Below are 14,871 nucleotides of genomic sequence, written 5' to 3' on the forward strand. Positions count from 1 at the left end.
TACTGTCATTTCGCGAACAATTTTTTCGACTTTAAAGACCAAATAGAAATGCTTTAAAGGTTTATCTGAGCGTGAAGAATAACGAGGTCTGATGCGATTAAAAAAGAATAGAATCTGCTTTTATATTCCATTTAGTTATTAATTTAGCATTTATCCAAAAAAAACATGTTAAAAGCAAAAACTCCTAAATAAGAAACTTTTATTAATTAACATTATTGCAACATAAGCCAGTTAGCCTATACTCGCTGTGTTCATTTTGAGAACAGCAAAAACTATTAAAATATAAAAAGGAAACTACAATGTCACACGGGACATGTAATAAATATATGCTAGCCAGTGGCTTACTGTGTCTAGCGAGTTCAGCATTTGCAAATGTTAATAATGCCGACTTCGAAACTTGGTCAGCAAATAGCCCTGCAAACTGGAGCATCATAGATAGCGGTATTAGTCTTAGCGCTAATAGTAATGTGGTTTACTCAGGTAATTACTCAGCGCAAGTCGTGGTAAATACTGGCACGCAAAGTAATACCGATTTACAACAATTAGTTGATGTTGTGGCGGGCGAAAGTTATGAGTTTTCTGCTTGGGTTTACCATACAGAAGGCGGCGTAAAAGCACGCTTAGTGGTTGATGGCTATCAAGGCTATTCTAATTCAGCATTAACTAATCAGTGGCAACAAGTCAGTTACCAGTATACAGCCTCTGCAACAACGTCTATTAATGTTGGCTTACGCTTTTACGACGTCGCAGGTTTTGATGGCAGCGAAGTAGTTTATGTAGATAACTTGGCACCAAGCACAGGCTCAACCCCACCTCCTATGGGCAGCTGCGCAGATAACCAAGTATCTTTGACCCTCACTACCGATAACTATGGGGAAGAAACCAGCTGGCAAATCACTAATAGCCAAGGTAGTGCAGTGGCAGCAGGCGGCAGCTATGCAGCAAATACTCAGTACAGTGAGCAAGCATGTTTAACTGATGGTGACTATACCTTTACTATTTTTGATAGTTATGGTGATGGCATATGTTGCTCTTACGGTAACGGTAGCTATAGCCTTTCGTCAGGTCAAACAGTACTTGCTAGTGGTGCAAGCTTCCAAAGCTCAGAAGCTACGCCGTTTAGTTTAGGTGATAGCTCAGGCGGCGGTGACGGTGGTGGTACGACACCAACTGAGCCAACTGGATACTATGTTACAACGCAAGGCCTTAGTGGTTATGCACTGAAAACAGAGTTATACAACATCATTAAAGGTCACAACTCGCAGGGCTATTCAGCAATTTGGAGTTTTTACGATGTTGCTTCACGCGATAAGTATTTTGAAAATGACAACTCAATTTTAGACCGTTATTCAGAAAACCCGGCAGGCCAAGACAGCTACAACTATGTTGCTGTGAGCGATCAATGTGGTACATACAACAGCGAAGCAGATTGCTATAACCGTGAGCATTCTTTCCCGAAAAGTTGGTTTGGTGGAACAGTTGAACCAATGAATTCAGACGTACATCACATTTTTGCCACTGATGGTTATGTCAACTCAAAACGTAGTAACTACCCATTTGGTGAAGTAGCTAGTGCAAGCTATACCTCTAGTAACGGCAGCAAATTAGGCAGCGCTGCTAGCTCATTAAATTACTCAGGAACGGTTTTTGAACCTATTGATGAATTTAAAGGTGACTTTGCAAGAGCGTATTTCTATATGGCAACACGCTATGAAAACGTGATTGGCTCATGGCAAAACAACACAACCTACAGTAACGCTGTACTGAATGGTTCATCAAATCAGGTATTTGAGAGCTGGGTCGTTGCTATGTTATTAAAATGGCATAATGAGGATCCTGTTAGCCAATTAGAGCTTGACCGTAACCAAGCTGCTTATGAACATCAAGGTAACCGCAACCCATTTGTGGATCACCCAGAATTTGTAGAAATGATTTGGTAACTTCGTTAAGCCAAGGCGCTTAGTTTCGGCTAAGTGCCTTTTTAAACGACAAAACATGACCTAACCCTCGAATACGTTTAACTGCTCGACGAGACGAATGTCATGTAACAAATGGTTATGCCTTACCGACAAAGTGTTTTCTGGTGTTGGCTGTATTTTGTAACCGAGGTGCTGTAAAACCAGTGTAAATAGCGCTTTCTGCTGGTAACCCATAGGTTGCCCATTTAATTGAAACTCTTCGATTACATTCTGCGCATAACTAGAATTATTTTGTAATGACTGCCAAATGTGCTTTTGCACTTGATAAACCTGTATCACTGACGTGTGATAGCAATTGATCTGTAGGCTTAATAAATAGTTTTCTAGTGAGCTCATAGGGATATCCATAACAAAAAAAATCACTTTAAAAGCTCAAGTTAAGTTGAGGTAAAGTGTTTTGTTATTATTTTTTACCCCATTTATTCATAATTTGTTTAAATAGTTTTGCTTCTTTATCTTCACAGGGTCTTGGGGAGCCGCTTGGCACTCCAGATTTACCAAACACCGAATTAAGGTCAATGTCATAGCACTGACCATTAAGCATCTCGGTACGCTTGCTACCATCGCCACTTTGCCAAACAACGGTTGCTTTATCAGAGACGGTTAATTGCGCAGGCACTGTAACCCTGCCTACAGACGAATTATTATGTGCGGCTTCAACCTGTCCAAATGCAGAGGCACTAGTAGCGCTATTTTCAAAATTAAGCTGTGGAATTGGCGCATAAGGGTTGAGCTTTTTAAAGGGTATCGCAGCTGCTTTTGAGTTTTCAGTGCTCACTTGTCTCTGCTCACTAACCAAGCTTTCAAGTGCTTTAGCATCTTTTATCTGTTCAGAGCCATTCTTCGGTATACCTTCTTTTTGTGGCACAGGCTTAGCCTCATCTGGCATTATTTGTGGCTGTTCTGGTGAAGGTTTTTCTTGGGTTTTCTTCACACTCGGTAACGCAGTTAAATCAACACTCACATAAGCGTTGATTACTTTTGGTCGCTCGACAACTGAAGGCAGCTTCACAAATTTGCCATGTTGAATAAATAGCAGCAATAACAAAACATGCAGCGTAATTGAAATGATCCATGCTTTATAATTCCTTTTTAACACCCAAGCGCTCCGTTTTTGTTTATAAGAGTGACAAATGAACGAATAAGTTCATCGGAAATTAAGCGGTAAGCGGTAAGCGGTAAGCGGTAAGCGGTAAGCGGTAAGCGGTAAGCGGTAAGCGGTAAGCGGTAAGCGGTAAGCGGTAAGCGGTAAGCGGTAAGCGGTAAGCGGTAAGCGGTAAGCGGTAAAAAACTAACTAATAACAAACTTGAGTCAAGTGTTCTCTGTCTAAAACCCACCCATTCGATCTGCTTAAAGCTTAGGGCTTAGGGCTTAAAACTTTTTCAAGCATAAAAAACACGCTTTCGCGTGCCTGATTACTATAAATTTTAATTTCAGTTGCTTGCGGGAGCTGTGGCTAATGAGAGCGAACCGACGGCCTTCGGCGCATGGCGCCTAAATTTCAGGCATAAAAAAACACGCTTTCGCGTGCCTGATTACTATAAATTTTAATTTCAGTTGGTTGCGGGAGCCGGATTTGAACCGACGACCTTCGGGTTATGAGCCCGACGAGCTACCAGGCTGCTCCATCCCGCGCCTGAAATTGTAGATTTATTTAAAGTTGCTTTACATGACAACTTGGCTTCCAATTCAGAAAATTGGTTGCGGGAGCCGGATTTGAACCGACGACCTTCGGGTTATGAGCCCGACGAGCTACCAGGCTGCTCCATCCCGCGCCTGTAATTATTAAGTTTATTTTACTTCTCACTTAATTTAAGAAGTCAGCCAATTCAGAAAATTGGTTGCGGGAGCCGGATTTGAACCGACGACCTTCGGGTTATGAGCCCGACGAGCTACCAGGCTGCTCCATCCCGCGCCTGTAATCTCTAAGCAACGTTAACATGTTAACCATGCCTTGTTCCGAAGAGAGCGCTATAATATAGCAATTAAATTAGAAATCAAGCGTTATAATTGAAATAGAGCCTCAACCGAACAAAAAGCACACAAAACTACACTAAAATCCGCGCTGATGAGGACTAATCATTTTTTGCCATTCCCAATCAGGGTGCCCCATGACGATAAAGTCTGGATTCTCGGTACTTTCACGTTGATTATAAGTGAGTGGGTTAAATTCAGCATCCGTAATACATCCTCCGGCTTCTTCAACAATCACTTGCGAAGCGCCGGTATCCCACTCACCTGTTGGCCCTATTCGTAAAAAACAATCGGCTTTACCTTCTGCTATGATACAAGCTTTTAGTGAACATGAGCCTAATGCCACAGTCGCAAACTGAGTATTTAGATACTGGCTTACAGCTTCAATTTTTTGTCTGCGGCTTACAGCTAAGGTTAAATTATCGGGTGTTGCTACTGAAATTTGCTGATCTTGGCCATTTTCACGTTTAAATGCACCATTTTGGTAACTTGCAAAATAAGTTATTTGTTTCGCTGGCCAATGAATAACGCCAAGAACTGGACGATTATTTTCAACTAAAGCGATATTTACTGCAAAATCACCACTTTCGAGAATAAACTCACCCGTACCATCCATTGGATCAAGTAACCAATAACGATGCCAATCTTTTCTGTCTGCAAGTGCTGGAATGGGTGTTTCTTCTGACATAATTGGAATATCAGGTGCTATAGCCTTTAAGCCTGCCATTAATACATCGTTAGATGCTAAATCGGCCTTGGTGACCGGAGTATGATCTGACTTTTGCTCAGCACCAATATCATCCTGCTGATAAATTGCCATAATGGCATCGCCCGCTTGCTCAGCTAACCGAATGCACGGTTCTAAAAAATCATTCATTGCCCGCTCCCGACTCTAAGTACTTTGTTAATAATAGCAAAGCTGCGACACTTCGTGCTTCAGTAAAGTCTTCTTGTTGCAATAATGATTGCCAATCACTCATTGGCCATTTCACCACAACAAGCGGTTCTGGCTCATCACCAGGCAAGGTTTCAGGGTAAAGATCTTCGGCATACAAAATATGCATAGTGGCATTAAAGTAACTAGGTGCCATACTGACTTTTTTAAGTTCAGCGAAATGCTTAGCACCAAAGCCAACCTCTTCTTTGAGCTCGCGGTCGGCAGCTTGCTCAGGTGTTTCACCTGGGTCAATTAAACCTTTTGGAAAACCCAACTGATAATCATTGGTACCCGCACAATACTCTCGCACTAATAACAGTTCGTTATCGGCCGTTACAGGCACAATCATAACGGCACCTCTGCCACCGCCACGAATTCTTTCGTATTGCCTTTGCTCGTCATTTGAGAACTTCAATTCGAGAGATTCAACAGTAAATAGTCGGCTTTTAGCGACAACTTCATTAGACAAAATTTGCGGTGGTGTAGGATGCTTTTTCTGTGTCATTGGCATTAATTTGCTATCATGGCAGTTATGCTCATCATAAATCTTTTAAAGTGAATTGCCTATGTTAAATTGGTCAAAAATCGATACTGTGTTGTTAGATATGGATGGCACCCTACTCGATTTGCATTTTGATAATTACTTTTGGCTTACTGTTATTCCCGAGCAATATGCGCATAAACATAAAATCAGTTTAGACGAAGCAAAAGCTGACATTTTGCACCGTTATCAACAAGTTCACGGACAAATTAATTGGTACTGCTTAGATTATTGGCAACAGCAACTTGACTTACCAATTATGGCGTTAAAACGTGACATTCAACATTTAATCAGAATTCGTGAAGATGTTCCGCCATTTCTAACGGAACTAAGAAAAGCAGGCAAGCAATTGATCATGCTCACTAACGCACACCCAGATTGTGCCATGTTAAAGTTTGAACTAACTGCGATTGATAACTACTTAGATGGCGTGATCTCAACTCACCAATATGGCGTGAGTAAAGAGCATCAACCATTATGGCAACAAGTACACCAAGAATGGCAGTTTGATAAGGAACGGACTTTATTTGTGGATGACAGCCCGGCAGTACTCGATGCGGCAAAAGAGTTTGGTATTGGTCATATTCTTGCGGTTGCCAACCCAGATAGTCAGCAACCGCACAAGCAGTTCGATGGCTTTTTATCGACCATCGATTTTCGAGAGTTTATGCCCGTTATAAAATGAGCATAAACACGTTTATTTAGGGTAACGCTGCTCTAAGCCTTGGTATACAAGCTTTGCGAAATCCGCGTGCTCTGTATCTAGGCTTTTTACCACTTCAACTAGGTGCTCATTATCTTCTTGACCGTTCCACACTTTGATATAACTACCGTCTTTGTAGCCATGATCTTGGCGGAAAAAATTCAAAGTGTTTTTACCTACGTAACCACGGTATAAATCGTCGATATCCATACCGATTTGTGCCATACAACCAGCAAATGCAGCAGCATTAAAGCTCTTTTCAGCGACAGCTGAAGCAGCTAATAATTCGAGTGTTTGTTTAAAGTCATCAGCTTGAACTGGCGCACTTAACTCTGCTTCAAGTTGTGCTGCTAACTGCTCATAGCTGGTTTCACCATCGATACGTAAAGATAAACCGAAATGGAAAATATCAACTAACTCTAAAATAACTTGTTCAGTATCTGGAGTTTGTTTCTTCCACCACTTCCAACCATAGTGATCAAGCATTTCAGCACACTCAACCCAAATTGCACGATACCATTCAAAACCTTGGCTAAACCATTGCTCATGTACTTTGGTATTCATCGCATTTTGCATCTCGAGCATGACAACGAGTTTTTGTAAATTAGCAGACATTTTTTATCCCAACTTGCATTTTTTATTTGCCTATATATTACAGTAAAGATGAAATAAATACCGCAACAATCAGGTCATCTTTGCAGTTGATAAAAATAACCGAGGAAGCCCATGTTTAAATCTCTACTTATTAGCGCACTGTTTGTGCTATCAAGCCAAGTTGTTGCTGCAACTGCCTCTAATATTGCCGAATCTGCAGAGCAAGTCAGTCCATTATTACCAGGATTAGCGGTGCCAAATGTTGAATTAAAAGACCAATACGGCAAAACCGTCTCATTAAGTGAGCGCTTTAAAGAAAAAACCACAGTGCTGATTGTTTATCGTGGTGGCTGGTGTCCATATTGTTCAAAACAATTGGCCAGCGTACAAAAAATAGAGAAAGAATTAGCTAATTTAGATGCGCAATTAATTGCCGTTTCGCCAGACAGCCCTGAAAAACTTGCTGAAACAAAAATTACAGCTCCTAGCTATCAATTGCTTTCTGACGACAGCCTCACTTTGGCGCAAACGTTAGGTTTAGCATTTTACTTAGATGACAAAACAGCAAAGATTTACCGCAATAAGCTTGGGGTTAACTTTGTGTCGCTAGATGGTGAAGCGAAAGTAGCGTTACCAGTACCTGCAGTGTTTGTAATCGACACAAATGGGTTAGTTCATTTTCAATATGCTAACCCAAATTACAAAGTACGTTTAACAGAGGATTTATTACTAGCAGCTGTTAAATCAGTGAGCGAACAATAAATTAGCAAGGGATAAGCAGAACATGCTTCTGCTTATCGGCCTTGTGTAAATTCTTGCCAAGATTCAATTAAATCAACAAAGTCTTCAAAGCCGCAGCCACTGCACAGGCCTTCTTCTTCAAGCATTAAATCATCATCTTGGTAGGCAACTAAGTCTTCATTATCTTGATGTAATGCATGTGCTTCGAATAATGCTTCGTCTTTACTTAAGATCAAATCAATTTCTTGACCTTGTAAGGTTAAAGGCTCATGGCAGGTGTTAACCGCAGCGATCAAAGCTTGCACCATCGCTATTTTTTCTTTACCAACTTCTTCGTTTAGCCAACGGCCTATGATGGCATGTTCAGAAGAAATTTTAATGCGTAAACCGCTAATAGGGTCGCGGATAAATTGATATTCCATGGAGGGTACTCATAATACATTATCTGCTAATTATACCGTTTGCAGCTAAACGTGGCGAGTTTTGCAACCTTAAAACAACACGAGCGCCTAAGTGGCGCTCGTGTTTGTGCTATTTAAATAGCTAGAGTCGCGATTTGAAGCGTGCAGCATCAATAATCGCCCATAGGTATACGATTGGCAGTAAAATAAAACCAACTGCCACATAAATTAGTGCACCACTAATAACCCATGCTAAAAAGAATGCAATAGCCGCCATTAAACGACCTTGTACCAATTGCCCTAAACCAGGAAAAAAGATATTACATATTGCTGCGATTACATTACCGCCAGAACCTTGCTCTGCCATACTAACCTCTATAGTTTTTAATGATTATACTTTTAGTAAACATACTTTATGCCAACTTATTATGGCTTACAAATCAAAGCGTTAAAAAATAGCGTTTTTTTGATTTTAGTTCTTTTTGCTAAAAATCGGTCAAATTCACAATTTTTATTTACAATTTTAATGACTTGCCAAAATAGCTGTTTATAAAAACAGTATTTTATTTAGCCTTGCATAAACACCTGTTATACTCCACTCATTATAGATTGAAAAGGCGTAACGATGGACGTTTCTGAATTACTCGATGGCTTAAATGACAAACAACGGGATGCAGTCGCAGCCCCATTGCAAAACATGCTAGTACTTGCAGGTGCGGGTTCTGGTAAAACTCGAGTACTTGTCCATCGCATCGCATGGCTTATGCAAGTTGAGCAAGCTTCTGCATATAGTATCTTTGCGGTAACGTTCACTAACAAAGCCGCGAAAGAAATGCGCACCCGTGTAGAAGAAACGTTAAAAGCACCGGTTGGTGGTATGTGGATTGGTACTTTCCATGGCTTATCTCATCGTATTTTGCGCGCCCATCACCGTGAAGCGAACTTGCCTGAAAGCTTTCAAATCTTAGATTCTGATGATCAACAACGTATGATCAAACGCTTGCTTAAAGCGATGAACATCGATGACAAAAAGTGGCCTGCAAAACAGTTTGGCTGGTATATCAGTGCGAAAAAAGATGAAGGCCTACGTCCTAAAGACATTCAAGCCTACGATATTAACGAGCAAATGATGTTGAAAGTCTATGCTGCGTATCAAGAGGCTTGTGACCGCGCTGGTTTAGTCGACTTTGCAGAAATACTGCTACGCTGCTACGAAGTACTTAAGAATCATCCGACACTTTTACGTCACTATCAACAGCGTTTTGCCCACATGCTGGTAGACGAGTTTCAGGATACCAATACTATTCAATATGCTTGGCTAAAATTACTCGCGGGTAATACGAATAGTATTATGATCGTAGGTGATGATGACCAAAGTATTTATGGCTGGCGTGGCGCAAAAATTGAGAATATCAAACGCTTTTTAACTGACTTCGAAGCCGAAACCATTCGCCTTGAACAAAATTACCGCTCAACAGCAACCATTTTGAAAGCGTCAAATGCGCTGATCAAAAACAATGCTGAACGCATGGGCAAAAGCCTTTGGACAGACGGCAATGATGGTGAGCCTATTTCTGTTTATGCCGCTTTTAATGAATTAGACGAAGCACGCTTTGTTAGCAGCAAGCTACGTAGCTGGCTAAATGCAGGTAATGCATTACAAGACGCCGCCATTTTATACCGTAACAACGCGCAATCTCGTGTACTCGAGGAAGCAATGTTGCAAGAAGGCTTAAAATACCGCATATACGGTGGTATGCGCTTCTTCGAACGCCAAGAGATCAAAGATGCACTTTCGTATTTACGTTTAGTCGGTAACCGCCAAGATGATGCCGCTTTCGAGCGTGTTATTAACACCCCAGCACGCGGCATTGGTGATAAAACGTTAAGCCACATTCGTGATTGCGCGCGGAATGAGTCACTGCCGCTTTGGTATGCCGCAAAAGCAATTGTAGAGCAACAACACCTATCTGGCCGAGCAGCGAGTGCAGTCACTAAGTTCTTAGAACTTGTTGAACATATCGAAGATAAAATCAGCGATCTGACCTTAGAAGAGCAAGCTAAATACGCCATTCAAACTTCTGGGTTAATGGCTATGTATCAAGCTGAAAAAGGTGAAAAAGGCCGTGCTCGCGTAGAAAACTTAGAAGAGCTTATTAGTGCGTGTGGCCAATATGAACTACCGGAAGATGAAGAATTCAGCTCGCCACTACAGGGCTTTTTGGCTTATACCTCACTAGAATCAGGCGAGGGCCAAGCCGATGAGCACGAAGACGCGGTTCAAATGATGACCCTGCACTCAGCAAAAGGCTTAGAGTTCCCGCTGGTATTTATGGTCGGTGTTGAAGAAGGCATGTTCCCGTCACAGCAAAGTAATGAAGAATCTGGCCGTTTAGAAGAAGAACGCCGCTTGTGCTATGTAGGTATGACTCGCGCAATGGAAAAACTATACATTAGCCACGCGGAAAGTCGCCGTTTATACGGACAAGAAAAATACCATAGTCCATCACGCTTTTTACGTGAAATGCCTGAAGACTGTATCGAAGAAATTCGTATTAAAACCCAGGTCTCAAGGCCACCTGCGGCAGGTCGCTTTAGTCCATCAGTGACGCATGCAGCATTTGAAGATAGCGGCTTTAACTTAGGACAACGTGTATTGCACGCCAAGTTTGGTGCAGGGACCGTACTCAATTACGAGGGTAGCGGCGCACAGTCACGTATTCAAGTGAACTTTGATGACTTAGGCAGCAAATGGCTTGTAACACAGTATGCAAGACTTCAAGCCTTATAATGAGTATATAACAGCACTGTGCAACGAGCTGACGATTGCAAAGCATCGCCAGCTTGTCATAGTGCAAGGAAGCGAAACTTGGTGCTATCAGTTTGCTAGCCAACTAGCGCTTAAAAATAGCTATGTTTTCAGCAGTAGCTCACAATTAGTGAGTAGTGAGTTTCCAAAACATGCTCACCAAATTCTTGGCCAAGAGTTTCAGCACGCAATTTTTGATGGTTTTAGCGGCTTATATGTCGATAAACTAGCAGCGCTTGCAGGTACCGTAAAAGCAGGTGGTGTACTGATATTATTACTGCCCAATGACAGTCATTGGCAAGACCCTGCACTAAGGAGTATTACCTCCTATGGCGAAGAGATTACACACAGTTTTTTTAATCAGCGTTTTTTCGCCAAGCTAAAGTTGCAGCCACATTATTTAACTCAGCATTCTCTCCCAGCTTACCAGCCGGTATCGCCAGCAACTGCTGAGATAAACTATCAGCAACAACAGCTATGTGTAGAGCAAATAATTAAAACCGCGACAGGGCGCGCTAATCGACCTTTAGTTATTAGTGCAGATCGAGGTCGTGGTAAGTCAGCCGCTTTAGGGCTTGCAGCAGCAAATCTTCAAGATAAGAAAATCCTTATTTGTGCAACACAAGCTAAAGCCGTACAAACAAGCTTTAAACATTTAGCCGCTAAGCTTGGTATCAGCAAAGAACAAAACTGTAAACAACTAGCTAACCTCAGCTATGTTGCGCCAGATACACTGTTAAACGAAAAACCAGACTGTGATCTGCTATTTGTCGATGAAGCTGCCGCTATTCCTGTACCAATGTTATTGCAGATCCTGAAAAATTACCCACGAATCGTATTTGCTAGCACTATGATTGGTTATGAAGGGAATGGGCGTGGTTATACGTTACGCTTTTTACATTATTTACGTGGCCAATTTAAATCACTAAAGACAATCACTTTGGGCGAGCCAATTCGTTTTGCCAACCATGACCCGCTAGAAAATATCATACGTGAACTATTACTACTCGATGCAAAGTACCTAGACACGCAAAGTAGTGAAGCATACGAATTTGAAAATATAAGCAAAGAACAACTTATTGATAATGAGCAGCTACTTAGCCAAATTATGGCGCTATTGGCGTTGGCTCATTACCAAACCACGGTAAACGACTTACGGCAATTGCTTGATGCCCCTGAGTTACAGCTATCTATCTGTAAACAAGAAAATGCGTTAAAAGCCGTTTGCTTAATTGCTATTGAGGGTGGCTTAACAGCAGAAATCGCAGAGCAAGTAATAAAAGGAAAGCGTCGACCACATGGTCATTTAATGGCGCAAACTCTGACTCAATTGAGCCGAAATACAGAAGATTTGTGTAAACGCTCAGCGAGAGTGGTAAGAATAGCGGTCGCACCAGAGTCCCATCAACAAGGTATAGGTTCAGCCCTATTAAACTTTTGTGAGAACCAATTAAAAGATTGTAGTTATTTCGGAGCCAGCTTTGGGGCAAACGCTGCTTTAGTTAAGTTTTGGCAAAGTAATGGCTTTAATGTTGTTAAACTTGGATTTAGTCACGATAAAGCGACCGCGGAACATGCTGCCTTAGTGATGAAAGCTTTAGATGAGCAAAGCAAAGATAGAGCTGCACAATTCATTGAAGAATTTAAACAAGACCTCTCTTTGCAACTACTCAGCCATTTTAGCTCACTTCCTTGGCAGCTTATTATGGAACTATTTAAAGGCCTCCCTAGAAGTGACTGTCCTGAAGGCTTAAATGAAAGAGCAGAACGGCTCTTAACAAGCGATATTAACCACTTTCAAGTACAGCCATTGCTATGGCAAATGATTTGGTGCACACCAATTAGTCTAAATTTATTAGATGAAAATACAAAATTCATCCTAATTCGACTAGTATTACAGCAAACCTCTGTAAATAGCTTGATCGAAGAAGCCGGTTTTACAGGTAAAAAAGACTTAGACTTAAAGTTCAAAACCGCAGTGCAAGGTTGGTATGCTCACTATAAATCTCTTCAAAATAACAGCCATTAAGTGTTTCTGTATATATACCTTACTGCTATCTCAGTTCGCTTTCGCTGAGCTTAAACAACCAACTATTAAACTTGGCATGTCTACAGCACTGACTGGACCTGCTAAGCAAATAGGCGAACAACTAGCGCTTGGCAGTAATATTTACTTCAATAAGATCAACAAAGAAAACGGTATTAATGGGCAAAGTATCGATCTAATATTAGCTGATGATGGCTATGAGCCAAAAAATGCCGTAGTGAATACCCGCGAGTTTTTATTTGACCAAAAGATCCATGCAATTTTTGGCTCAATGGGAACACCGACAGCCCATGCAATTAAACCCCTGCTAGATAGGCACCGCATTCCATTTCTAATGCCATTTACGGGCGCTGACTTTTTACATAACAGTTCAATGCCAAATGTATTTAACCTCCGTGCCAGCTACCAAGATGAAGCGATTGAGCAAATTAACTATTTAATCAAAGAGCAAAAGCATGAAAAAATTGGGCTAATGATCCAGGCTGATGAATTTGGTTATATGGTTGAGAGCAACCTGGTTAACGCACTAAAAATACATGGAATTAAGCCAGTAGAAGTTGCTCGATTTAAGCGTAATAGTCAGGATATCTCTAAGGCATTAACTCTGTTAAAGGAAAGTAATGCAACCGCAATTTGTTTAGTTGGCACCTACGAGCCTCTCGCTGAATTTATTAATGCAGCAAACAAACAAGGCTTCAACCCTGACTATACTTCTGTGTCTTTCGTTTCCAGTCATGATTTATACAAGCGTGTCAAACAACCCGCCAACATTATGGTCACCGAAGTGGTTCCCGACCCAAATAACTGTAAAAACTCTTGGTGTAAGCAGTTTATTGAAGATATCGAGCCATATCACACTAGTGCAAATAGAATTATTTTTGAAGGTTATTTGAATGCCGTTGCATTGGTTAGCGCTGCCAAGAAATGTCCAACACCATTAAACAATCAATGCTTACTTACCGAATTAAATCGTTTGTTTACTGACACGTCTGATTTCGCTGATTTATTTAACACCCACTCCGCAGGAAATAACAAAAAAATCTACCGCTCATATTTTAAAAGTAATTAGGTTAAACTACGACTAAAATACAATAATGTTCTATGCTATAGAGACTTAACAAGGCTTTGAGGGAAATATGGATCTGATTAATTTTCGAGTTGGGCAAAAGACCATTTCACTAAAAATTCTCGATATTCTTCTAACTGAGCGTTACGAAGGAAATCTCACGTCTTTGCCAAATGAAAATAAAAGCTTCATTGGGGTTAAAGATTACATGGAAACTCCTACGCCTATTTTTGATTTAGGAATTGTATTAAACAATCACTCCACCAAAGACACCAATGCCGAGTTATCTGACCTTTTAGTTGAAAGAGAAAAAGACCACTTAGATTGGCTAGATGCCTTAGAAAATAGCTTAGTTACCGGCGCGCCTTTTACAAAAGCCACTGATCCAGATAAATGTGCTTTTGGTCGTTGGTATAATAACTTCGAAACAGATAATGAAGACTTAAAAAGTATATTAGCTAAGTTCGATAAGCCACACCGCGAATTACATGCCATGGCTGGTGAGTTATTAGAATTGCAAAAAAGCCAACCTCACGACAAAGTCATTAGCTTATTTGCAGAGAAAAAGCGCCAAACATTCAATCAGCTTATTAGGCTATTTGAATCGGCACGTGAGCAGATCATTCTTGATTACAAGCCAATAATCATCTTCACTACTAAAGATGGCGTTACGCCACATATAGGCTTATTAGTCGACAAAGTAGAAGACAGCATCAACGTTAAGAAAGAAGACATTAAACCGCTAGATCAATTAACCTCTGTTGGTTTTGATGTTGACCCGCAAACTAAAAACATGATGCGCGGACTAATTAAAATGAAGCATAAACACAGCTTATTATTAGACCCAAGCGCCATCTTCCGTCCAGAACACCTAATGCGCCACGAGGCAGAAGAAACCGAAGAGTATGGGCTTTTTTAGTTAGCAAGTTGCGAGTGTAAAGTCATAAAGGCTCTAGGCTCTAGGCAAAGTGTCGTTGTAGGAATGACTTTAGCCATGAATGTGTTTGTTAAGGTCTAGATACGGCACTGACGTGCCTCCTACAAAGTTTTGTTGCTGAGGGAGTCTCCGCACTATACA

Annotated in this window: 15 protein-coding genes and 3 tRNA genes; 7 read left to right on the top strand and 11 right to left on the bottom strand. The window is 41.1% G+C overall.

The annotated features are described in order from the left end of the window. The first annotated feature begins 299 nt into the window (after positions 1-299). On the top strand, positions 300-1,940 hold the full coding sequence (locus J3455_RS18000) for an endonuclease (protein ID WP_349562129.1): 1,641 nt from the start codon (positions 300-302) through the stop codon (positions 1,938-1,940). Between the two features lie 60 nt (positions 1,941-2,000). On the opposite strand, the gene J3455_RS18005 is transcribed toward J3455_RS18000, so the two are convergent. The 8 genes from J3455_RS18005 to nudE form a co-directional block, all read right to left on the bottom strand. Further along, entirely contained in the window at positions 2,001-2,315 is a 315-nt protein-coding gene (locus J3455_RS18005) for a hypothetical protein (RefSeq protein ID WP_130050015.1), read from the bottom strand. 67 nt (positions 2,316-2,382) lie between these two features. Then, the gene (locus J3455_RS18010; RefSeq protein WP_167659047.1) at positions 2,383-3,078 is read right to left on the bottom strand and encodes a hypothetical protein; all 696 of its coding nucleotides are present in this window, start codon (positions 3,076-3,078) and stop codon (positions 2,383-2,385) included. Continuing rightward, a complete protein-coding gene (locus J3455_RS18015) occupies positions 3,072-3,317 on the bottom strand; it encodes a hypothetical protein (RefSeq protein WP_349562130.1) in 246 nt (81 codons plus the stop codon). The genes J3455_RS18010 and J3455_RS18015 overlap by 7 nt, the downstream gene beginning before the upstream one ends. Positions 3,318-3,538: 221 nt before the next feature. Further along, a tRNA-Met gene (locus J3455_RS18020) sits at positions 3,539-3,615 on the bottom strand. Between the two features lie 63 nt (positions 3,616-3,678). Then, positions 3,679-3,755 (bottom strand) — tRNA-Met (locus tag J3455_RS18025). Positions 3,756-3,818: 63 nt separating this feature from the next. Then, a tRNA-Met gene (locus J3455_RS18030) sits at positions 3,819-3,895 on the bottom strand. Positions 3,896-4,033: 138 nt separating this feature from the next. Next, positions 4,034-4,831 carry a 3'(2'),5'-bisphosphate nucleotidase CysQ gene (gene cysQ / locus J3455_RS18035; RefSeq protein ID WP_130050018.1) on the bottom strand — a complete coding sequence of 266 codons (798 nt, stop codon included), beginning with the start codon at positions 4,829-4,831 and terminating at the stop codon, positions 4,034-4,036. After that, on the bottom strand, positions 4,824-5,396 hold the full coding sequence (nudE, locus tag J3455_RS18040; RefSeq protein WP_205987937.1) for an ADP compounds hydrolase NudE: 573 nt from the start codon (positions 5,394-5,396) through the stop codon (positions 4,824-4,826). The genes cysQ and nudE overlap by 8 nt, the downstream gene beginning before the upstream one ends. A 61-nt stretch (positions 5,397-5,457) precedes the next feature. Here nudE and yrfG point away from each other — a divergent pair, with 61 nt between their 5' ends. After that, positions 5,458-6,117 (top strand): GMP/IMP nucleotidase, encoded by a 660-nt coding sequence (gene yrfG / locus J3455_RS18045; protein WP_130050020.1) that lies wholly within the window; start codon positions 5,458-5,460, stop codon positions 6,115-6,117. A 12-nt stretch (positions 6,118-6,129) separates the two neighbouring features. Here yrfG and J3455_RS18050 read toward each other — a convergent pair whose 3' ends face one another. Next, positions 6,130-6,750, bottom strand: a complete 621-nt coding sequence (locus tag J3455_RS18050) for a dUTP diphosphatase (protein WP_055199370.1) — start codon at positions 6,748-6,750, stop codon at positions 6,130-6,132. A 111-nt stretch (positions 6,751-6,861) separates the two neighbouring features. Between J3455_RS18050 and J3455_RS18055 the strand changes: the two genes are divergently transcribed. After that, entirely contained in the window at positions 6,862-7,491 is a 630-nt protein-coding gene (locus tag J3455_RS18055; protein ID WP_130050021.1) for a peroxiredoxin-like family protein, read from the top strand. A gap of 32 nt (positions 7,492-7,523) precedes the next feature. Here the strand turns inward: J3455_RS18055 and J3455_RS18060 are convergent, their stop codons facing one another. Next, a complete protein-coding gene (locus J3455_RS18060) occupies positions 7,524-7,892 on the bottom strand; it encodes a YacL family protein (protein ID WP_178926483.1) in 369 nt (122 codons plus the stop codon). Positions 7,893-8,013: 121 nt separating this feature from the next. Beyond that, positions 8,014-8,238, bottom strand: coding sequence for a hypothetical protein (locus J3455_RS18065; RefSeq protein ID WP_054554878.1), 225 nt, complete (start codon positions 8,236-8,238; stop codon positions 8,014-8,016). Positions 8,239-8,496: 258 nt separating this feature from the next. On the opposite strand from J3455_RS18065, the gene uvrD reads away from it, so the two are divergent. The 4 genes from uvrD (at position 8,497) to J3455_RS18085 (ending at position 14,712) form a co-directional block, all read left to right on the top strand. Further along, positions 8,497-10,662, top strand: a complete 2,166-nt coding sequence (gene uvrD / locus J3455_RS18070) for a DNA helicase II (protein WP_054563945.1) — start codon at positions 8,497-8,499, stop codon at positions 10,660-10,662. Next, positions 10,640-12,709, top strand: coding sequence for a GNAT family N-acetyltransferase (locus tag J3455_RS18075; protein WP_250661522.1), 2,070 nt, complete (start codon positions 10,640-10,642; stop codon positions 12,707-12,709). Before uvrD ends, J3455_RS18075 begins: the two co-directional genes overlap by 23 nt. Further along, positions 12,672-13,796, top strand: coding sequence for an ABC transporter substrate-binding protein (locus J3455_RS18080; RefSeq protein ID WP_130050024.1), 1,125 nt, complete (start codon positions 12,672-12,674; stop codon positions 13,794-13,796). The genes J3455_RS18075 and J3455_RS18080 overlap by 38 nt, the downstream gene beginning before the upstream one ends. Positions 13,797-13,863: 67 nt before the next feature. Then, positions 13,864-14,712: a CZB domain-containing protein gene (locus J3455_RS18085; RefSeq protein WP_250661521.1), complete on the top strand. Its 849-nt coding sequence runs from the start codon at positions 13,864-13,866 to the stop codon at positions 14,710-14,712. The last annotated feature ends 159 nt before the right edge of the window (positions 14,713-14,871 follow it).

It is taken from the genome of Pseudoalteromonas sp. NFXS39 (assembly GCF_040148775.1).
Classification (GTDB): Bacteria; Pseudomonadota; Gammaproteobacteria; order Enterobacterales; family Alteromonadaceae; genus Pseudoalteromonas; species Pseudoalteromonas apostichopi.